The 21126-nt window shown below is 52.1% G+C and carries 19 protein-coding genes and 1 tRNA gene; 8 read left to right on the forward strand and 12 right to left on the reverse strand.

Annotated elements, in window-relative coordinates:
• Window positions 1-2: 2 nt before the first annotated feature.
• The 5 genes from coaBC to KIS30_01075 form a co-directional block, all read right to left on the reverse strand.
• Complete coding sequence (gene coaBC / locus KIS30_01055) at window positions 3-1181, reverse strand: bifunctional phosphopantothenoylcysteine decarboxylase/phosphopantothenate--cysteine ligase CoaBC (GenBank protein ID MBX8645337.1); 1179 nt, start codon at window positions 1179-1181, stop codon at window positions 3-5.
• Window positions 1181-1792: a dTMP kinase gene (gene tmk, locus KIS30_01060; GenBank protein ID MBX8645338.1), complete on the reverse strand. Its 612-nt coding sequence runs from the start codon at window positions 1790-1792 to the stop codon at window positions 1181-1183. Before tmk ends, coaBC begins: the two co-directional genes overlap by 1 nt.
• Window positions 1793-1855: 63 nt before the next feature.
• On the reverse strand, window positions 1856-3322 hold the full coding sequence (gcvPB, locus tag KIS30_01065) for an aminomethyl-transferring glycine dehydrogenase subunit GcvPB (GenBank protein MBX8645339.1): 1467 nt from the start codon (window positions 3320-3322) through the stop codon (window positions 1856-1858).
• Window positions 3319-4635, reverse strand: coding sequence for an aminomethyl-transferring glycine dehydrogenase subunit GcvPA (gene gcvPA / locus KIS30_01070; GenBank protein ID MBX8645340.1), 1317 nt, complete (start codon window positions 4633-4635; stop codon window positions 3319-3321). Before gcvPA ends, gcvPB begins: the two co-directional genes overlap by 4 nt.
• Before the next feature lie 70 nt (window positions 4636-4705).
• A complete protein-coding gene (locus KIS30_01075; GenBank protein MBX8645341.1) occupies window positions 4706-5401 on the reverse strand; it encodes a DNA replication complex GINS family protein in 696 nt (231 codons plus the stop codon).
• Window positions 5402-5478: 77 nt separating this feature from the next.
• Here KIS30_01075 and KIS30_01080 point away from each other — a divergent pair, with 77 nt between their 5' ends.
• The 3 genes from KIS30_01080 to KIS30_01090 all read left to right on the forward strand — a co-directional run bounded on the left by KIS30_01080 (window position 5479) and on the right by KIS30_01090 (window position 7095).
• Entirely contained in the window at window positions 5479-5880 is a 402-nt protein-coding gene (locus KIS30_01080; GenBank protein ID MBX8645342.1) for a hypothetical protein, read from the forward strand.
• A 172-nt stretch (window positions 5881-6052) separates the two neighbouring features.
• Window positions 6053-6146: transfer RNA gene (locus KIS30_01085), tRNA-Lys, on the forward strand.
• Between the two features lie 178 nt (window positions 6147-6324).
• A complete protein-coding gene (locus tag KIS30_01090; GenBank protein ID MBX8645343.1) occupies window positions 6325-7095 on the forward strand; it encodes an ATP/GTP-binding protein in 771 nt (256 codons plus the stop codon).
• A gap of 114 nt (window positions 7096-7209) precedes the next feature.
• Here the strand turns inward: KIS30_01090 and ilvD are convergent, their stop codons facing one another.
• Window positions 7210-8889 (reverse strand): dihydroxy-acid dehydratase, encoded by a 1680-nt coding sequence (gene ilvD / locus KIS30_01095; protein MBX8645344.1) that lies wholly within the window; start codon window positions 8887-8889, stop codon window positions 7210-7212.
• Between the two features lie 90 nt (window positions 8890-8979).
• Window positions 8980-10269: an adenylosuccinate synthase gene (locus tag KIS30_01100; GenBank protein MBX8645345.1), complete on the reverse strand. Its 1290-nt coding sequence runs from the start codon at window positions 10267-10269 to the stop codon at window positions 8980-8982.
• 185 nt (window positions 10270-10454) lie between these two features.
• Here KIS30_01100 and KIS30_01105 point away from each other — a divergent pair, with 185 nt between their 5' ends.
• The 3 genes from KIS30_01105 to KIS30_01115 are packed head-to-tail and all read left to right on the forward strand — an operon-like array spanning window position 10455 to window position 13555.
• Window positions 10455-11168, forward strand: coding sequence for a hypothetical protein (locus KIS30_01105; protein ID MBX8645346.1), 714 nt, complete (start codon window positions 10455-10457; stop codon window positions 11166-11168).
• On the forward strand, window positions 11169-11414 hold the full coding sequence (locus KIS30_01110) for a hypothetical protein (GenBank protein ID MBX8645347.1): 246 nt from the start codon (window positions 11169-11171) through the stop codon (window positions 11412-11414).
• A gap of 14 nt (window positions 11415-11428) precedes the next feature.
• Window positions 11429-13555 (forward strand): hypothetical protein, encoded by a 2127-nt coding sequence (locus KIS30_01115; protein MBX8645348.1) that lies wholly within the window; start codon window positions 11429-11431, stop codon window positions 13553-13555.
• Here the strand turns inward: KIS30_01115 and dnaJ are convergent.
• The 4 genes from dnaJ to KIS30_01135 form a co-directional block, all read right to left on the reverse strand.
• The gene (gene dnaJ / locus KIS30_01120) at window positions 13542-14678 is read right to left on the reverse strand and encodes a molecular chaperone DnaJ (protein MBX8645349.1); all 1137 of its coding nucleotides are present in this window, start codon (window positions 14676-14678) and stop codon (window positions 13542-13544) included. The genes KIS30_01115 and dnaJ overlap by 14 nt on opposite strands.
• 25 nt (window positions 14679-14703) lie before the next feature.
• Window positions 14704-16581 (reverse strand): molecular chaperone DnaK, encoded by a 1878-nt coding sequence (gene dnaK, locus KIS30_01125; protein MBX8645350.1) that lies wholly within the window; start codon window positions 16579-16581, stop codon window positions 14704-14706.
• A 21-nt stretch (window positions 16582-16602) separates the two neighbouring features.
• Complete coding sequence (locus tag KIS30_01130) at window positions 16603-17238, reverse strand: nucleotide exchange factor GrpE (GenBank protein ID MBX8645351.1); 636 nt, start codon at window positions 17236-17238, stop codon at window positions 16603-16605.
• 116 nt (window positions 17239-17354) lie between these two features.
• Complete coding sequence (locus KIS30_01135; protein ID MBX8645352.1) at window positions 17355-18998, reverse strand: TCP-1/cpn60 chaperonin family protein; 1644 nt, start codon at window positions 18996-18998, stop codon at window positions 17355-17357.
• A 318-nt stretch (window positions 18999-19316) separates the two neighbouring features.
• Between KIS30_01135 and KIS30_01140 the strand changes: the two genes are divergently transcribed.
• Together KIS30_01140 and KIS30_01145 are read left to right on the forward strand one after the other, a co-directional pair.
• On the forward strand, window positions 19317-19943 hold the full coding sequence (locus KIS30_01140) for a hypothetical protein (GenBank protein MBX8645353.1): 627 nt from the start codon (window positions 19317-19319) through the stop codon (window positions 19941-19943).
• The gene (locus KIS30_01145) at window positions 19936-20421 is read left to right on the forward strand and encodes a DUF2240 family protein (protein ID MBX8645354.1); all 486 of its coding nucleotides are present in this window, start codon (window positions 19936-19938) and stop codon (window positions 20419-20421) included. The genes KIS30_01140 and KIS30_01145 overlap by 8 nt, the downstream gene beginning before the upstream one ends.
• 24 nt (window positions 20422-20445) lie before the next feature.
• Here the strand turns inward: KIS30_01145 and KIS30_01150 are convergent, their stop codons facing one another.
• On the reverse strand, window positions 20446-20961 hold the full coding sequence (locus KIS30_01150; GenBank protein ID MBX8645355.1) for a TIGR00270 family protein: 516 nt from the start codon (window positions 20959-20961) through the stop codon (window positions 20446-20448).
• Window positions 20962-21126 lie beyond the last annotated feature (165 nt).

Below are 21126 nucleotides of genomic sequence, written 5' to 3' on the forward strand. Positions count from 1 at the left end.
GATCAGAGTGAAGGGAGCATACCAACAATCATTTCAGCGAGCTCTCTCTTCGTGCCTTCAACGAGTTCATCTGTTTCTTTCGTTATCAGATGTGCTCTGGTCGTGTCGTCGCGCACGTGTGCCAGATTGTTTGCAACTATCATATCAAGCCGCGCTTCCTTCAACCGCTTTCTGGCGCTGCCCACAACGGCCGCCTCGTCCCCGACATCGGCCTTGAATGCGACCAGTACTTTGCATTTTTCCCTTATTTCTTCGATAAACTTCGGTGCCCTTTTGAGCCTGAGCTGTAAGTCGGAGGTCGACGGCATCTTTCCTTTCTTCCTTTCGGGTATGAAGTCCGGCAGGGACGCAGGAACGATCACTATGTCGAATTTCCTGTCAGCAATCATTGCACGCAAATCAGAAAGGGTCCTGAACGGCGTGCATTTTAGGTACGAAGGCACTTCAACGTCCATTCTGCCGCACCACAATGTGACATTCGCCTTCTGCTCGTAGGCGGCAGTTGCAATCTCAATCGCCGTCCTGCCGGTGCTCCTGCTTGTCACCATCCTGACGTCGTCAATCTGCTCTTCGCCTGCACCTCCGACAACGAGGACGCCGCGTCTCCTAAGTGTCCCTGTTGAGAAACATCTTGCCACCTCCTCGACGATGAACGCGTTGTCGAGAAGCTTCGCCTCGTCTTCAGCAATAATGGACGGGAGCACGTTGACGCCCTGTCTCCTCAGGCTTTCAATATTTCTCTTGAGAAACGGGTTGTTCATCATCGTCGAGCTCATGGACGGCGCAACGATCACAGGGACGTTCATGCCGAGTGCGTTCAGGCAGAGTGTCGTAACGGCGTCATCCGCGATTGCGTGCGAAATTTTGCTTAGGACATCGGCAGTCGCAGGCGCAACCACAACCGCATTCTGCCTGTCTTTGGCAAATGCCGATATGTGCTCAACTTCGCCCGTAAGCGCCGTGACAGGCTCCACGCCGCATGCAAACCGCAGCGCATCTCTGCTTATAATCCGCGTGGCCGCTTCAGTCATCAGCGGCACGACTTCTGCGCCGTGCCTGATGAGTTCTCTTGACAGCTTTACAGTCTCCGTCGCAGCTATGCTTCCCGAGATGCACAGCAGTACCCTGTTGCCACCGAGTCTCCTGTCCCTGTTTCCAAATATTCTGGTTGCCGGATGCATCAGCTCAGCTCCATTGCACTTTTTATTGCGTAGAGCACTTCCTCGCAAACCTCCGATGCCCGTCCGTTCGCATTTATGCTCAGTTTCGCCCCACGGTATGCACGGTATTCTCTTCTGTACGACGCGGCGGTCTCGCGGAGGAGTTGTTCGTTCTCAAACAAAGGCGAATGAGCGCCCCTGCTCCTTATCCTGCTGATTGCCACTGATGTATCACTGTCCATGTAAATCAGCATGTCGGGAGCATCCATGAATGGTCTGTTTATGGCGCGGAGCCACGAAGAACGGTCCACGCCTTTCAATCTGTACTGTGCCCCCTGGTATGCTATCGTAGACATGAAATACCTGTCACACAACACCGTCTTCCCCTGTGTCAGCCACCGTCTGATGTTGAGCGTGTGCACTGCCCGGTCGTGTGTGAACAGCAGTGCGCTGCAGTCTATTGCTGATACTGGCGCATCAGCGAATTTCCTCTCGCAGGCCTCCGCCGTTGCAAGAATCGTTCTGTCGTAAGGCTCTGATGTGAGTTTAACGCTGCAGACTTTCCTCAATCTGTTGTAAATGAACCGCGATACGGTCGTCTTGCCGCTTCCGTCTATTCCTTCGAAAACGATGAAGAATGGTCTGCGGGGCGTGCAATCACCTGCGCCCCATCGGACGCGGTTCGCGACGCACGCTCACTTCCCGCTCCCCCTTTGTTCGAATTCCTTCCAGGTGAACACCATGTTCCTGGCCGCCCTTACTTCATCTATCCTGCTGCGCCCGGTGGAATGGGGTGCGGTGTGCAGCACTTCCGCAGGTTCCGAGGCCGTCTCAATGAACATGCGCGCGACTTCATCCAGTGTGTCCCTCGACAGGTTTTCCGTCGGTTCTATCATCAGCGCCTCGCTTACTATCTGTGGGAAATAAATCGTCGGAGGATGTATGCCATAATCAATGAGCCTCTTGGAAATGTCCAGCGTGCTGACGCCTCGCTTTGACTTGATGTCGGATGCGCTGGCTACAAATTCATGTTTCTTCAGCCGCTTGTACGGAACCGAATACGCGGACGAAATGCGCTTCATCAGGTAATTGGAATTCAGCACTGCCGTCTCGCTGTTGTGTACAAGCCCGTCGCTGCCGTTCATGAGAATGTATGCATATGCCCGGAGAAGAATGCCGAAGTTGCCATAGAAGGAGTGGAGTTTGCCTATGCTCTCCGGCCTGTTGTAATCAAGATCATATGAATCGTTTCTGTGCACGACTACAGGCACTGGAAGGAATTTTTCGAGATGCTGCCTTACGCCGACAGGGCCGGCCCCGGGCCCACCGCCGCCGTGTGGAGTCGCGAATGTCTTATGGAGGTTGAAATGAACGATGTCGAAACCCATCGCGCCCGGGTTCGTCTTGCCGATGATGGCGTTCATGTTAGCTCCGTCGTAATAGAGCAGCGAACCCCTCTCGTGCATGATGTCCGCAATTTCGCCAACCTCTTCCTCGAAGAGCCCGAGCGTGTTCGGATTGGTCAGCATTATGGCTGCGACACTGTCATCCACAGATTTTCTGAGCAGACCGACATCGACCATACCGTCCTTTGACGGCAGCTCCCGGACTTCGTAACCTGCCATGGCGGCACTGGCGGGATTCGTGCCGTGAGCGGAGTCAGGCACGAGTATGGTATCCCTCTTCTCGCCTTTTTTCTCGAAGTGCGCTTTCGTCATGAGCATGCCTGCAAATTCACCCTGTGCGCCACCGGCAGGCTGCAGCGACACTGCATCCATACCTGATATTCTGCAAAGTGCCTGTGAGAGCTCATACAAGATGCGAAGTGCGCCCTGAACAGTTTCAACAGGCTGCAACGGGTGTAATCTAGCTACTTTTTCAAGCGAAGCTATATTCTCTGAAACCTTTGGATTGTACTTCATTGTGCATGAGCCCAGAAGGTGAGGGCCGTTGTCTACAGAATAATTCATTTGCGAGAGGTTGACGTAATGTTTCATCAGATATCGTTCAGATACATCGGGGAGGTGCAGCACCTTTCTCTCTAGCACACCCTTGTCTGTTCTGGCTGAGGGCCGCCTGATCTTGTTGTCGAAACCGAATACAGCAGGTGCCTCGATCTCGTTCAGCAGCGGCTCTTCCCAGTGAGCCTGGGAAAAGTTCAATTTACCGATGCGACTGCTTTGACCAGTTTCCGTATTTCTTCACCATCCGTTCTCTCGTTTACAGCCCAGAGGGATGCGTTGCCGAGTTCCGGCAATATGTCGCCGAGCGGCAGGCCCGCAATCACGTGATGTCTGAGCATCTCCTTTGCAATGTGTTCCGGTTTGCTGTTCGTCTTCAAGACGAATTCATTGAAACCGTACCCGCGAAACGGCACAATGAAACCCGCCTTCACAAATGCATCCATCGCGAGTGACCTGTTATACTCTATGGTATCAGCGAGTGATTTCAGTCCTCTGGTGCCCATCGCAGCTATGTATACGGAGGCGGCAACAGAAAGCAGCGTCTGATTGGTACACACATTGGACGTTGCCTTTGACCGTCTAATGTGTTGCTCTCTCGCCTGCAGCGTGAGGCAGAATGACCTCCTCCCCTCCCCGTCCACCGTCACGCCGACGACTCTGCCGGGCATCTTTCTCACATGCTCCTTTCTGCAGGCGAAAATGCCGAGATAAGGGCCGCCGAAGTTAAGTCCGAGGCCAAGCGGCTGCCCCTCTCCAACGACGATATCTGCACCGTACTCTCCGGGAGGAACTACTGTCGCAAGCGAAAGTGGGTTAACACCGGCCACAAGCGGTACATTCCCTATGCTGTTCTTGATATCCATGATGTCCTCCTGGTAGATGCCTAGGAAATTCGGCATCTCGACATAGGCGCCGCAGGCTCCCTCCCTGGCCATGGTCCTCAGTTCATCAGTGTTTGCCTGGCCAGTTGTTGCTGAATAGCCGTATTCCCTGAGTGTAACTCCTGTTCCGACCAGGTAGTTGGCTATGACTGATTTCTTCCATGGCGCCATGGCTCTTGGAATCAGGAAATTGCTACCCTCCCGAATGCGAGTGCACATCATCGCAGCTTCGCCTGTCGCGCTGGCTCCGTCATAAAGCGATGCATTGACAACGTCCATGGCTGTGAGTTCGCTCATCATGCTCTGGTATTCGAATATGAGCTGCAGCAGCCCCTGGCTCAATTCTGCCTGATAGGGTGTATATGAAGTGTAAAGCTCGGAGCGCCCTATAACGTGCTGGACCAGCGCCGGAACAAACGTGTCGTAAGCTCCGGCGCCGACGTATGATGTGTATTCCGCAGAACTCACGTTCAAGTCGAGCACATTCTTCAAATACGAAACGACTTCCATCTCGCTCATGCCTTCGGGTATGTCGGGCCTGCCCGTTCGAAACTTTTCCGGTATGTCTGAGAACAGATCATCGACAGAGCGCAGCCCCAGAAAGCGAAGCATCTCTTCGTTTTCATTCAAGTGTATCACCTACGATCAAAGTGGACCAGGACTTAATCTTTCCTAGCTAGCAGCAATGTATGTTTGCCCATCAAATGCCATGAGATGCAATCTCCACCGCAACCTTTCTGTTCGTGAGTATTTTCGCATACTGTGCCGGTATGTTTGCCACTTCACCTTTTTTCAAACTGAAATCACCGAATTCTGTTGAAAATTTCGGAGCGTCGCTGATGAATCGCAGCAGGACCATCTTCTGCTCACCAACCTCATGATCTATCTCATGATCTGTGTGTGCAATCCCAGCGGCAATCTGGGCCGGCGGTTCAGGATATTCATTTACAGTTTCGACGCGCTCCTTCACTGTTTCCACGCTTGTTTTGGCAGCTGTAACATACTCTTCCTTCTGAGGCTTTCCATCGAGTGATGACTTTTCATGCAGTCTTACAACGGATACTGCCTTCGAGAGAAGTGCCCTTTCTTCGTCTGCGAGCCCGCGGAGTTCCACTTCGGCCTGATGTCTCTGGCTCACAGCCAGCAGCATGAGTTTCCTGGTCCTGAATTCCCATATGTGCCTCAGCAGTTTAGTCGCCTCATTGATTTGTGATCTAGCGGCAGCAGAGAGCTCGCTGTTCTCGCGGCTTCTCTCCTCCTCCGCCGTCAGTTCCTCTATGTAGAGACGGGCCTTCGCGTAAAAATCGCCGGGGAGTTCGGTCAGCACATCTTTCCTTTCGTTCCTGTATATCTTTGTTATTTCGCTGTAGTTGACCCTGTACTCTTCTGAGGCCATCGCTGATTGATAGCCGGGACATTATAAGAAACCTTTTTTTATGAGTGCACAGATCTGTAAGCAGAGCGGCGCCCGGCATGACTTCTTCCCGCGAGTTTCTTGAGAAGATGGAAAAGGTCATCGCGGATCTTCGCGAACTGAATTCGGAGACTCCAATTATCGTGGAGGGACAGAACGACAGAAAGGCGTTGAGAAGTCTCGGCATCGGCGGCGAAATAATCGTTCTCAACGGCAGGCATACGATATTCGAAATGTGCGAAGAACTGGGGCGTAGGTACAGAAGGGCCATCATACTCACTGACTGGGACAGGAAGGGAGGGCAGCTGTGCCGTGCACTGTCGCACGGACTCGCGTCTAATGGCGTAAGGCCGGATGACCGTGTCAGGGCACGCATTTCTTCGCTCAGTATTGGCGAATCAAAGGATGTGGAAGGTCTACCATCGTATGTTGAGCGGCTGAAGAAGAGGGCGCTGAAGTGATACATTTCGCGATGCCGTAGTTCCACATGCACAATCAATTTAACCCCCCTGATGTTATGGGTGAATTCGCTGAGAGCGTGTATCATCTGGAGTGCCTGAATCATGCATGTCCGAAAGGTCAGTTGTATGTGCCTGTGGACTGCAGTAGTTCATCTCCATGTTCATGCTTCACGGGTCCGTAGCTCAGCTAGGTAGAGCAATCGGCTCTTAACCGAAAGGTCGAGGGTTCGAATGACACGCAGTGTCCGAATCTCCCTCCGGGCCCGCTTTCGAACTTATGTGATCCTGACATCGACAGTTGCTCGGCATGCATCTGCCATCATGAATCCGCGCGTAACACATATTTATGCTGCATTGCTTGATAATCTCGGACAATATGTGATCATAGCGACAAGATGAACACATTAATCTACAAGGATATACCAAAGACATCGTGGTGAGATCATGAAAAAAATCGTATTCGTCGGCACTGCAGGTGCAGGGAAAACCACACTTACGGCGGCTTTTCAGAACTGGATGCACGATAACGGCTATGATGCCGTCACTATGAATTTGGACCCGGGGGCCGATAAGCTGCCCTATTCACCTGATGTGGATATAAGAGACTGGGTGAAACTGGACAGTGTGATGAATGAATACAGTTTGGGTCCAAACGGCGCTCAGATTGTTGCGGCCGATCTTCTCGCGCTTAATATGGACAAAGTCCTAGAACCTGTGGAGAAGCTTGACAGCGACTATCTGCTCGTTGACACCCCCGGTCAGCTTGAGCTGTTTGCGTACAGGCAATCAGGTAGTATTGTTATCGAGAAGTTAGGGCTGGACGAGAGCATTCTTGCGTTTGTGACTGAACCCACTATGTGTAAGACGCCCTCGGGTTTTGTCTCTTCCGCCATGCTCTTTGCAAGCGTAAATTTCAGATTCGATGTGCCCGCGCTCAATATACTCTCCAAATCTGACATAGTGACGGGAGACGAGCTGGCAAAGATCATAGAATGGTCAAGTTCGGAATCGGGGCTGTACGAGGATCTCATGAACTCCGATGCAAAGGCATCAAAAGTCCTCAGTATCGAGGTGTATAAGGCACTTCAGGAAATAAGTGCGTACAGCGAGATGATCCCTGTCTCTGCAGAAGACTACTCCGGTCTCGCGGATGTGTATGGAAAGGCACAGGGGATATTCCAGGGCGGCGAGGATCTGGACAAGCGCATCAGCTAATGCACCTGATAGCATTGGTCGGGCGGAAAGGCACGGTGCAGGCAGCCGGGCATGATCCGCCGATGTATCCACTTCTGCAAATATGTGCAATCTGTAGCAAGCGCAACAGGTGTTTCAGCTGGCCCGCGGATTCAGCACCGCTCCCTCAGAAGCAGACGATACCAGGGCAGCATATTGGCGCAGCAGACCCGGGCCCGCGCCGTCCTCCTTCTTCTTCCATACACTCCTGCGCCGCGACAGTTCGGCTTCGTCCACATGGACATCCAGTCTGCCGTTTTCCGTATCGATGGTTATGCTGTCTCCGTCCTTCACGAGCGCAATGGGTCCGCCTGCAGCCGCTTCAGGGCAGACGTGCCCTACCATGATGCCTCTGGTGGCACCCGAGAACCGTCCGTCTGTCACGAGGCCGACTTTCTCTCCAAGCCCCTGGCCGACTATTGCTGCCGTTACTGCCAGCATTTCCCTCATACCCGGTCCTCCGCGCGGTCCTTCATATCTTATGAGGACTATGTCCCCCTCCCTGATGCTCTTCTTCATAACCGCGTTGAATGCATCTTCTTCCGAATCGAAGACTCTGGCCTTGCCAGTCATCTGCTCAACTCTGGAAGCGGAAGCCTTGATTACGGCACCATCAGGAGCGAGGGAACCATGCAATATTTTTATTCCTCCGCGGCGGTATATCGGTGATGATATTTCATGGACAACTTCCTGCGTCATGCCATTCGTCTCCAGCACTGAAAGGTTTTCTCCAACCGTTTTTCCCGTCACAGTCAGCGCATCATTTCTCAGCATGCCTGCATCAAGCAGCTTCTTCATCAGCGCCGGAACGCCGCCGACCCTGTGGAGATCGGCCATGACGTATTTGCCGGATGGCTTCATGTCCACAATCTCCGGGACCTTCGCGCCTATCCTGTCAAACTCTTCAAGGTCAAGTTTCAGACCGGCTTCACTCGCTATCGCAATGAGGTGAAGAACTGCATTCGTCGAGCCTCCGGAAGCCATGAGCACAGCGATGGCGTTTTCGAATGATTCGTGCGATAGTATGTCTCTGGGTTTCAGGTCCGTCTCCAGCAGATCCATCAGCTTCCGGCCGGTCTCGAACACAAAACTCGTTTTGGATCCTTCCACCGCCGGAGGTGAAGCGCTTCCGGGCAGCGCGAGGCCCAGTGCTTCCGTCATCATGGCCATAGTATTGGCTGTGTAGAGACCGCCGCAGGCTCCCGCCGTGGGTATGGCGCAGTCTTCCATGACCTTCAGCTCCTTTGCGGACATGTTGCCTGCCGAGTATGCTCCAACCGCTTCGTAAACATCTCCTATGGCGATTGGTTTGCCGTGGTAGCTTCCGGGAAGCGTGGTGCCACAGTACATTACAATGGACGGAAGGTTGAGCCTGGCCATTGCCATCATCATGCCGGGATTGGTCTTGTCACAACCTGAAAGGCCGACAAAACCGTCATATCCGTGTGCATTTACTGTGAGTTCCACTGTGTTTGCGACAAGCTCCCTGCTTATAAGCGAATATTTCATTCCTCTCGTGCCCATCGCTATGCCGTCAATAACAACGGGGGCGGTGAACATGCGCGGAGTTCCGCCCGCAGATCTAATGCCTTCCTTCGCTTTTTCGCCCAGTGATAGAACATGCATGTTGCATGGTCCTGCCTCATTCCATGCCGCGGCCACTCCGACGATGGCATGTTCCAGATCGTTGTCTGTCAGTCCCATCGACTTCATGAATGCCCTGTTCGGCGCCCTCTCGGGCCCTGCATAGACTTCCCTGGATCTTCTCTCAGACATGCGCTTAAACTCTGATTCATGTAATTTAATCTTGCGCAGCAAGACTGTTTTACTCAAGTGTAGCACGACTCGGATGCCGCGGCATGGCCATTAAATGGCGAATTTTCCCCTCACTATAGTCCTGTCTCTGGAATGCCCGACCGAAATAATCCTCGCTCTGACTTCGAGGAATTTTTCTATGAACGAGATGTAGGTCTTCGCCGCTTCCGGAAGTCCGGAATACCGATCCATCCCTTCGTCCAGCTCGTCCGACCAGCCTTTGAATTCCCTGTACACCGGTTTCACGGATGAAAGCACCGAAGCATCTGACGGGTAGTCCTTGAGCTTCCTGCCTTCGTATTCGTAACCCACTGCAACCTTCAGCCTGTCGATGCCCGATAGAACATCCAGTTTGGTCAGCGCCACCTCGCTTGCCCCGGACACCATAATTGCGTGGCGCACTGCGAACAGATCCAGCCATCCACAGCGCCTGGGCCTTCCGGTCGTGGTTCCGACTTCCATACCTTTGAGCGCAAGATGCTCCCCGACCTCATCCGAAAGCTCAGTCGGGAAGGGTCCGGCGCCCACTCTGGTAGAATACGCCTTCAGTACACCGAAGGTTTTTATCCTATGTCTCGGCGACATGCCTGACGAAGAATATGCATTCCCCGCGACTGTATTCGATGAAGTGACAAACGGATAATTGCCGTGGTCGATGTCAAGCATTATGCCATGCGCACCTTCAAAGAGCAGTTTCCTGTCTCTTGACATCATGTCATTAATCATGCTGGCTGTATCCCTGACGTGGCCTGAAATGACGGCATGGAATTTCAGTAAGGCGTCGTATATCTCGTCCGCATCTATTTTCACATCCAGTGAAAGGGCGGAAGCGTATGCACTTTTCACCCTGCAGACAAATTCCAGTTTCTGTTTCAGTTCATGGGGCTTCTGCAGTTCGTTAATCCTGAAACCGAGTCGTGCACATTTGTCTGCATAGCAGGGGCCTATCCCTTTCTTCGTCGTGCCCAGCGCATTCGCTCCACGCAGCATCTCTTCCGCACCGTCGAGCTGTTTGTGGTACGGCATCACCATATGCGCCCTGTCGCTTATGTAGAGCTTCGAGAGGTTGAAACCCTTGCTCTCTATGCCTTCCATCTCCGAAAGCAGTTCGCCCGGGTCCACGACTGAGCCGTTGGCTATTATGCCGGTGACACCCTTGTGCAGGATTCCCGACGGTATCTGGTGAAACTTGAAGCGCCTGTTGTCAAATTCCACGGTGTGGCCTGCATTCGCTCCTCCCTGAAAGCGCACTACTGCATTCGCCATCCCGGCCATAAAGTCGGTAATCTTACCCTTTCCTTCATCTCCCCATTGAAGGCCTACAAGAACAGTGGCAGGCATAGTTGCCTCAATCACGGTCAAAGCATAAAACTATCTCCGATCGTTTATCGTGCCTTATGACAATGTGAATCACGTTTCCACCGGGTGTGTTCAGCACTTAATTTGCAATGCAGCTGTGAATTAACATCTTTCGGCGACCTCTCCCCCTGTCGCCGTTTAAATAACCCTGCCTCCTGGATATTTACATGCAAACAGTAAATCCACGGCATGCCTCCTTCGTCCATCCTGGTGATGACGCAAGCGGTGTGCACGCGTACATGCCTATTGCCGAGTGCCCCGGACAGTTGATGGAGAGCGGCCGCAGCTATCTTCTACATGGCGACAGTCTTGCCGTGAACCGCATACTGCACTCCACCGTTTTCAAGTCACTGTGCGTCTCAGATGGCACCGTTCTATGGGTTGACGGCGGTAATGCATTCAATCCGTACGATATCGCCGAACTTGCGGAAAGATGCGGGTACGACACGCAGAAATTCCTCTCGAGGATAAGGGTGGCAAGGGCATTCACAGCTCATCAGCTGAACTCAATTTCACGCTCCGCAATGGCCGAGGCTGACCTGCACGGCGTTTCATTTCTTGCAGTCTCATCTATTGCCGAACTCTTCACCGGCGAAGTCAGGTGGAGAGAGGGCACGGATCTGCTCGTAAATTCGCTGAACAGATTCGGAGAACTCACGGCAAGACACGGATGCTGGACACTGATGACAACTTCCGTGGACGTCTGCGGGAGCAGTGAAATGGAACACGCGCTGAGCACCGGCTTCGACAGGACACTGTATGTGCAATATTGCAGCGGCAGGATAGCGGTAAGTGCCGACGGTGAGGCACCAGCCATAACCAGATGGAATGCGCATCACCATCAGCGTTCATTGCAGGAATTCGGGGAGGAAGTGTGCTGAATGGGAAGAACCGTTCCTACATTCAGGGAAGAGATAGAGCGGGTCGTTGCACGATGGGAATTTTTCGGCAGAGCGCTGAGGCGTGAAGATCGAATATACCTGAAACGAATAATCGTAAAGGCACGGCGTAACGCCGCCGCATCCTCGTACGCCGCTTTTCTGAATCCGGTGGAAGGCATGATGCTTTCCATTCTCATGGAGCAGGAAAAGGACATAGAGGAACTCAAAAACGGTCACCGCTTCTGAACGTGGCGGAACAGATGGAAGGGCATATACTGGACTGCTATGCAGATACAGAAAGAAACAGGATCGTCCTCTGGGTCAGTGGAAAGGAGACAAAGAAGATAGAGTGTGAATACAGGCCATATTTCTATATCCAGGGGACCGGCCTGGATCGTCTTGCAAAACAGATCGCCGCAGAAGGTGCCGACGTGCTGTTTGAAAGCAGGAGGACCGCGCCGTCCATGCGTGTATCTAGGCTGCTGAAAGTTTCTTCATGCAATTTCGGGCTGCTGAAAAGACTCGCGGAGCGCATATATGCTTCAGGGGCACATTCGGCATTTACGCTTTATGATGTTGACATACCGTATGAACAGCGTTTCATGATCGACACCGGCATTTTCCCGCTCGCCCGCGTCTCGATATCCGGCGGAGGGCGCATATATTGCATGGATTCCGCAAGCGATCTGGATTACGACTTGCCGGAGTTCAGTGTGTGCAGAATGGGTGCTACGATGCGCGGACGCGGCATCACGCAGAGCATAAGCGGAATCGATGTAGACGATACGGCATTGCGCGGCGATGAACGGCATATGCTCATGGAGGCAGTGCGGATACTCAGAGAAAAATCTGCAGACATAATAGTCACAGAAGGGGGCGATGATTTCATAAGGCAGATGTACCGTAGAGCGTCGGCCCTGTCGCTGCATTCATTCACGCTTGGAAGGGAAGAAGGGCTGCGTGATTCCTACGGCGCGAAGAGCTACACAACGTACGGACGCGTGATGTACAGGCCATCGCCTTCCATGCTCAAAGGCCGTGCACACATCGATGCAGACAACTCCTTCCTTTTTCTCGAATCCGGGATGAACGGCCTGGTGGAAATATCGCGCCTGTCGCTCATAGGGCTGCAGCAGATGGCAAGACTTTCTCCAGGCACGGCAATAAGCAGCATGGAGACAGCCGAGGCACTGAAGAGAGGTGTGGCCGTTCCGTGGAAGAAGAACAGACCAGAAGATTTCAAGAGCGCTTCGGAGCTCATCGTTTCGGACAGGGGCGGTTTCATATATACGCCACGCCCGGGTTTCTACAGCGATGTGTATGGCGTAGATTTTTCGTCGCTGTATCCAGGCATTATGGAGAAGGAGAATATATCTGTGGACACGCTCAACTGCGTCTGCTGTGCGGATGTGGCTGCACGTGTGCCGGGTCTCCGCTACCATTTCTGCAGAAGCAGAAAGGGCATCGTGCCTGCCGTTGCAGGCATGCTGATGGCGCGCAGGCGCCGCTACAGAAGATCTGGTAGCCATGCATCGCGGGAGAGGAGCAATGCGCTGAAATGGGTTCTCGTCACTTCGTTCGGGTATACCGGCTACAGGAACGCTAAATTCGGCAGCATAGAGTGCCACGAATCGATAAACGCGTTCGGAAGAGAGATGCTCCTGAAGGCAGCCGATATTGCAGGTGAAATGAACTTCAGCGTGCTGCACGGAATAGTGGATTCGCTCTGGCTCCGCGGTGATGGCGACATAGGCTCTTTTGCCCGGAGGGTCAGTGAGGAGACCGGCATTACGCTCTGCGTGGAAGGCAGATACAGATGGATCGTCTTCCTCGAAAACAAAGGAAACGGTGAAGGGAGTTTGAACAAATATTACGGTGAGTTTGAAGACGGCAGCATGAAACTCAGGGGAATAGAGTTGAGGCGTTCCGACACACCGGGTGTGGTGCGTTTTGCGCAGAACATCCTGTTGCAGAAACTCCGCGGGTCGTCAGGCATTGAGGATTTCCTGTCAAGAGCATCTGAGGGAATCAGCAGTATAAAGGATATTGTGAAATCCGTCGGGCGCGGAAACTATCCGGTGGATGAGCTCATAATGACGAAGAAGGTGTCGAAAAATATCGTCGAGTACAGAACTGAAAATGAGCAGAAGCTGGCACTCGCAGCTCTCCGCGCAGGGGGCATTGACCTGAATGCGGGAGAAACCGTGCGTTTTGTCGTCGCCCCGGACGGAAACGGCAGCAGAATTATTCCAGAACAGTTCCTGTCAGGTGGTGAGCTGTACGACGCATATTACTACACAAGACTCGTTGCAAGAGCCGTTTCCACAATGCTCTCTCCGTTCGGATACACCGAGGAGCGCGTGCTTTCCATGCTCAAACGTTCCTGAGTTTCGAGAAAAAACCTTTGCCCTTTTCATCGATGGTTTCAAACTTGCGCAACAGTTCCTTCTGTTCAGAACTGAGCTTTTTCGGTATCCTGACATTCACAGAAACAAACAGGTCACCATTGCCCTTGCCACGCATCCTCGGCAAGCCTAGCCCTGCCATCCTCAGCGTCGTTCCGGGCTGAGTGCCCTGCGGAATCTGCATCTTTGCCTTGCTGCCGATTGTCGGCACCTCTATTTCACCGCCAAGTGCAGCAAGCGTGAACGGAATTTCTGCCGTATAGAAGATATTCTCTCCCTCTCTCTTGAAGTGTGGATGCTCGGCAACATTCAGCACAACGTAAAGGTCGCCGGGCGGCCCGCCATTGGTTCCGGGCTCACCAGCGCCTGCAATCCTGAGGTGAGTTCCTTCCTCAGCTCCGCGCGGTATCTGCACCTCGATTTTGGAAAGGGTGTGCGTCTTTCCCTTTCCGTTGCAGGCGCGACACCTCTCCCTTATCACTTTGCCTCTGCCGCCGCAGGTCTGGCACGTCCTGACGGTGACAAAATTACCGCCGAGAGAACTCTGCCTGTGTGTCATCTGACCCTTGCCGTTGCACGTCGGGCATGTCGATAGATTGCCTTTCTCTGCTCCCGTTCCTTTGCACTCGGTGCAGGGGACTGCTCTTGGCACCTCTATGGTCCTGCTGCTCCCTGTATTCACTTCCTCGAGCGTTACGTCCAGGTCATACTGAAGCGATGCACCGGTTTCTGCATAGGAACCGCGTCGTTGCCTCTGCGAGCCAAAGAAAACATCGAAGATGGAGCCGCCACCGCCAAAGCCGAAACCAAGATTGCTGAAGATGTCACCAATGTCCTGGAAATGTGTGAAATTTGACCAGTCAAAGCCTCCACCGCCGAAGTTTACTGCCTCGCTGCCGTACGTGTCATAATTTTTCCTCTTCTGGGGGTCCATGAGAACTTCATAGGCTTCGGATATTGTCTTGAATTTCTCCTCGGCTTCCTTTCTGTCAATCTTGGCGACGTCCGGGTGATATTGTTGTGCCAGTTTCCTGTACGCGCGTTTTATATCGTCGGGGGAAGCGTCCTTGCCGACGCCCAGCACGGCATAGTAGTCCTTCGCCATCTGATGCAGACCTCAGGTAAATCTTTCACTTGTCATCCACTATTTTGTAGTTTGCGTCGACGTAACCGTCGCCGTCCTTTCCATCGCTCCCGCCTGCGCCAGACTGCGAATCACCGGATGTGGCGGTTGCTTCACCCGACGGAGGCTGCTGACTGGCCGCCTGACTCTGATAAACTTTTGACGACGTTTCGTAGAGCATCTTGCTCAGCTCCTCTGTCTTCTGCTTCAGCTTCTCGGTGTCGTCGCCTTTCAGCAGTTCCTCCAGTTCCTTCCTCACGTTCTCTATCTTTTCCTTGTCCTCTGCAGTGAGTTTATCTCCCAGGTCGTCCACAGTCTTCTTTGTGGTGTAGGATAGGGACTCGGCCATGTTCCTGACTTCGGCCTTATCCTTTGCCTTACGATCATCTTCTGCAAACTGCTCCGCTTCCTTCATCATTTTGTCAATTTCATCCTTTGAAAGCTTGTTGCTTGCGGAGATGGTTATCTTCTGCTCCTTCCCCGTTCCCTTGTCCCTGGCACTTACATGGAGTATGCCGTTTGCATCTATGTCGAACTCGACTTCAATTTGCGGAACACCGCGCGGCGCCGGAGGAATGCCTATCAGGCTGAATTGACCGAGCGTGACGTTGTTGGCCGCCATCGGTCTTTCGCCCTGAAGCACGTGTATCTCGACGCTCGTCTGGCCATCTGCCGCAGTCGTAAATGTCTCTGCCTTCTTTGTCGGTATTGTTGTATTCCGCTCTATGAGTTTGTGGAACACGCCGCCCTGCACTTCAACGCCAAGCGACAGCGGAGTCACATCCAGGAGCAGTATGTCTTTCACAGTCCCCTCCAGCACTCCTCCTTGTATTGAAGCGCCCATCGCAACACATTCCATCGGGTCCACGCCCCTCACGATCTTGCTGCCGAGTATGTCTTCGACGAATTTCTGCACGATCGGCATCCTTGTTGGACCGCCCACCAGTATGATCTTGTCTATGTTGGAAGCACTGACTTTCGCGTCACTCAGTGCCTGATTTATCGGCGCCCTGCATCTTTCTATAATGGGTCTGATAAGATCCTCAAGCTTTGCGCGCGTGAGCTTCATCGTCAGATGCCTGGGGCCGCTGGCGTCCTGCGCTATGAATGGAAGATTGATCTCCGTTTCCAGAACGGTGGAGAGTTCCACTTTTGCCTTTTCGCACGCCTCTCTTATCCTCTCCATTGCCGTCTTGTCGTTAACAAGATCGATTCCGCTTTCCTTTTTGAAGGTCCCAACCACATGGTCTATGATTGCCTTGTCCATGTCTGTTCCGCCGAGCTGCGTATCGCCGCTCGTCGATATGACCTCAAAAACACCCTGCCCGAATTCCATGGTGGTGACATCAAGCGTTCCGCCGCCCAGATCAAAGACGAGTATTTTCTGCTCCTTGTCTGATTTGTCAAGTCCGTACGCGAGTGCCGCGGCCGTCGGTTCGTTGATGATGCGTACGACTTCCAGGCCTGCTATTGATCCTGCGTCCTTGGTCGCCTGCCTCTGGTTATCGTTGAAGTACGCAGGAACGGTTATTACTGCCTTCTGGACCGGTCCGCCGAGGAATGCCTCGGCATCCCTCTTGATTTTCTGAAGTATGAATGCGGAAATCTGCTGAGGCGTGTAATTCTTTCCTTCAATGCTGTATTTGTAATCCGAGCCCATTTTCCGCTTTGCAGCAAATATGGTTCCAGCAGGATTGGTGATGGCCTGCCTTCTTGCCGGTTCGCCTATTAGCACACCGTCCTTAGTAAATGCGACAACTGAAGGAAAGGCCTTGCCGCCGATGCTGGTTCCTTCCGCGCTCGGTATAATCGTCGGCCTACCGCCTTCTATTACTGCGGCTGCCGAATTGCTTGTTCCCAGATCTATTCCAATGATTTTTGCCATATTTTTCTCACCTTGTGATATTCAAACATTCCTGTCCGTCTCTTCTGCGCTCTGTTTACGCTCCACTCTCCTCGACACCCGCACCTTCGCTGGCCTGACAACCTTGCCGTTCAGTGTATATCCTTTCTGGTACACTTCCATTATCTCGTTGTCCCCGTATTCGGAATTCTCCTGAACGACAAGTGCCTCATGGTAATAAGGATCGAAGAGCTTGTTCGTCGGTATCTCTTTCAAGCCTTCCTCGACCAGTATCTGCATGGTGTTTTCCCTGATTTTTTCTATTCCTGCCCTGAATGCGTCGTTGCCACCGTTTCCGTGCATTTCACCGAGTCCCCTCTCCAGGTCATCGATAACGTTCAGGAGTTTTTTTACAAGACGCTCATTGATGAGTTTACTGTACTCTTCACGCTCCCGCTCGATGCGCTTTCTGTAATTGTCAAAGTCAGCTTGTATTTTCTTCAGCAAATTTTCGTAGTCCCTGATTGTTGTCTCCTTTTCTATGAGGGACTTGCGCAGCAATTCTGTTTCAGTCCTGAGCATTTCTGCCGATTCCGCGCTTCCGACCTCGTCAACTTGTGCTTTCGCATCGGCGTTGCTCTTGCTACGCTCACCGTTATCTGTGCCTGCGATCTCCCTTTCCGACGAATCATTCTCCATGTTTTCAACCTTCAACGCAGTGTCGGCCTTTGCAATCCGTTTGCACCTGCTCTGTTATTAATTTTATGGAATCCCTGTTCATCCACGGCACGTTGCTGACCTGAAGATTGTTGCGCTCAGTCCTCGTCTCCACCTTCGCCGTACCCGCCAGGAGGAGTCTTTCCTCCTGGTGCGGAAGATTTTACAGATATTACATCATCTATGCGCAGTATCATCGACGCCGCATCGGCGGCCGACTGGATAGCCTGTCTGCCCACTCTCAGAGGCTCAAGTACCTTTTCCTTGCGCATGTCAGCTACCCTGCCTTTGAGTACATCCACTCCGTGATACTTGTTGCCCGCCTTGTGGCTGCTCCTGAGCTCAATCAGTATGTCGATAGTGTCCATGCCTGCATTTTCTGCCAGGGCCGTTGGTATGACTTCAAGTGCATTTGCAAAAGCTTCAATGGCCATCTGTTCTCTTCCTCCTACAGACGTTGCATAATCACTGAGTTTCTGCGAAAGTTCTATGGCTGTTGCTCCTCCGCCGGCGACCATTTTCCCGTCCTCCACTGCGAGGGCAACTACACTGATGGCATCGATGAGCGATCTCTCCAGCTCATCAACCACGTGCTCGCTCCCTCCTCTCAGCAGCACTGAAACGGACTTGGGATTCTTGCACCCTGTGACGAATGTAAGTTCATCATCCTGTATCTTGCGCGCCTCGACAGTTGCCGCATGCCCCAGATCGTTTGCACTCAGGTCGTTCAATCTGGTTACAATATTCGCGCCGGTGGCCTTGGCCAGTTTCTCCATGTCTGATTTCTTAACCCTTCTCACCGCGAATATGCCCTCTTTGGCAAGGAAGTGTTGAACAATATCATCTATACCCTTCTGACAGAACACTGTGTTGGCTCCTGCTTTCTTTATGCTTTCAACCATAGACTTGAGCATCCCCTCTTCCTCGTCCAGGAATCCGCGAAGCTGTGAAGGATCCGTGATCTCAATCTTGGAATCAAGTTCTGTTTTCTTTATTTCCAGGGCGGCGTCAATAACGGCAATTTTGGCATTCTTGACGGTTCTTGGCATAGCGCTGTGTACCGGCTCCTTGTCGATGATTATGCCGTTAAGGAGCATCGTGTCTCCAATTCCCCCTCCCTGCTTCTTGACAAGCTGTATGTCGTCATCATCGACGTGATAACTGCCGTCGACCAATTCCGCTACGCTGGTGACCGCATCGACTGCAATTTTTGCCAGCTGCTCCCTTACACCTGCAACTCCCTTCGAACTCATAGCTGTGGCGGCTATTTCCTGGAGCGTTTCTTTGTCTCCTGGCGAAATTTTGATGGACACACTGTCAAGGTAATCCATGCATCTGTTCGCGGCGTCTTTGTATCCTCTTGTGACGACAGTTGGATGCACGTTGGATGAGATGAGCTGCTGTGCGTTCTTCAGCAGTTCCCCTGCGAGAATTACGGCCGTTGTGGTTCCATCGCCGCATTCAGAATCCTGTGTCTTTGCGACTTCAACAATCATTTTTGCGGCCGGATGCTCGATTTCCATCTCCTTGAGTATTGTCACACCGTCATTGGTTATCACGACATCTCCCATGCCGTCAACGAGCATTTTGTCCATGCCGCGCGGACCGAGTGTCGTCTTCACTGCGTTTGCAATTGCCATGGCTGCATTTATGTTGTTGGACTGGGCGTCCTTGCCCTTTTCTCTCTTCGTTCCTTCTCTCAATATCAAAATCGGTATCTGATTGCCTTGACCTGCCATCATGCTTTTAATCGCCTCTGTTTATAACTGCTTATGTTTGCATTTCTATATATACTTTTCTATCAGCTTTCAGGTCTGCCGCATCTTCCATCCAATCACGACCTCTCTGCTTCCGCTTTCACGCGAGCTACCGAATCACATCTTTGATGGTTCAAGGATTCTTTGCGTGCAGGCAATTGGTGCTTCAGAGATTCCGCGCGCATGCCGCCAAGTCAATATGACCGTGTAAAGGGTGGCAAATTTCTGAGCAACGGCAGAGCTCTATTGCATACAGGGGTCTCAATGCAAGATATTTATTACCACTTGCATCTCCACTTCCGAATGAGCGGGCAGCGAATCATAGAAGTTGACGTTTCCGGCGGCTACGTTATTACAGATGGGGAGCGTATAGACCCTTTCGACGTTGTCGATTCATTGCATGGCACGGGCGATAAAATATTGATTCACGATATGGATGGAAGACGCCGCAATAAGCATCAGCTAGATATGATTCAGGATCTTTCAGCAGAAATAACGGTGTGGTATGAAGGCGGTTTCAGACGCGCCGATAATTTAATCGACCCCATTGTCGCTGGGGCTGAAGAGATAGTTGTCGGCCGTGGCCATTTCACAATGGCGGAGTTCGAAACGGCAATCAGAATAACTGATAGCGTTGTTATAGATGCTGATTTTGAACATACCGATGGGGTGAAGGATGCGGGTTTTTCGGAACAGTCCCTTTTCAGAATGCGCGATCTTTTTAATATGGGTTATTCGGGTTTCATACTTTCACCTGACAAGATTGAGGGTTTAAGTGAGTTCATAGGCAAAGCAGATATGAATCTCTGGATTAGAACGGGCGAGTCGATAGACTCGCTGTCTCAACTTTCAAGAGAGTTCCCGGCTCTAATGACTAAAGTGCAGGGACGTATAGCATCTATCAGTGAGCTGGAGGATAAAGATGGCTGATATTCAGGCCCTGAAGACTGCCGTTTCTGCAATTTTCAGAAGAAAAGGCAAAAAGACTATCACCGAGGAGGAATTTGTTTTTGCCGCATCGATGGAGCTGCGATGGTTCCCGCCAGACAGGGCTGCGGTTTTTCTCCGAAACGCGAAGCGGGCAGGACTCATACTGCAGAAGGAAGGCGGAATATGCCCTTCTTTTGACATCAATTCAAAGGATATAAAGCAGGTCATCACACCTCCGCTAACCATCGCAGAGGAACCAGGAGACGCTGCCGCTGAAATTGTTGAGGCCATTGCATCCAGTCTCAGGCTGAGCAAGAGTGAGGCTATGGCGAGAGTCAACCGAGTGCGCAAGGAATTGAATCTGGAAACAGCCGCTGCAGCAGTGCTTGTGGGCCTGAAGGAACATCTCGACATGTCCGAGTATGCGGAACTCGCGCTGGATGAGATGCGCCGTAACTACGGACATGCAAAGCAGTGATTACGTTCCGATCGCCCTGTTAACTCATTGTTCGAGAAAATCGCCGAGTGTCAACTCTCTCTTCTTTGCCGCGGGCAGTTTGTAATCAAATTTGGCATTCTCGATGAGCTTGATCTTCAACTGTTTCTCCAGCTTTCTCACGAGTGCATCACTCGGTGTCAGTTTGCCCGATTCCAACTCCCTTATCACGCTTCGCTTCTCGTTCAGCTTTGCCGCAAGTTCCTCCTGATTCAGTCCCATGGCAGTTCTCGCTCCCAGTATCCTTTTTGAATAGTCTCTCGCAAGTTCGCCGGCGCCCTCGCTGAGCGGATCCGGTTCATCTTTTTTTGCCGTTTTGGGTTTCAATGAGCCTGCCGCAGGGCTGATAGAAACTGTCCTGTATGACTTAGATGTGGAACTAACGATTTGATTTCTACGTGTGGGTGTTTCCACCAGTTTGCCGAATCTCATGCACTCCGGTCCGAGCAGCATGGTTGCGTTCTCAACTCTTGCTCTGACAACCTTACCAACTTCATTTCCGCACAATTCACAAACTGCCATTTGAACCGCTCCTTGATTATCTTCAGGGACTGTACCCCCGACCACGGCGCACAGGGCACGTGCGCGTCGATGTCGCACGCTCTGTTATCCCGCATCAGGACATAGGTACTGGAAATAGAATAATCTATGCTTTTTCATATCTTTTTCAAGAATTGATACGCAAAT

It is taken from the genome of Candidatus Sysuiplasma acidicola (assembly GCA_019721035.1).
In the GTDB taxonomy this organism is placed as follows: domain Archaea; phylum Thermoplasmatota; class Thermoplasmata; order Sysuiplasmatales; family Sysuiplasmataceae; genus Sysuiplasma; species Sysuiplasma acidicola.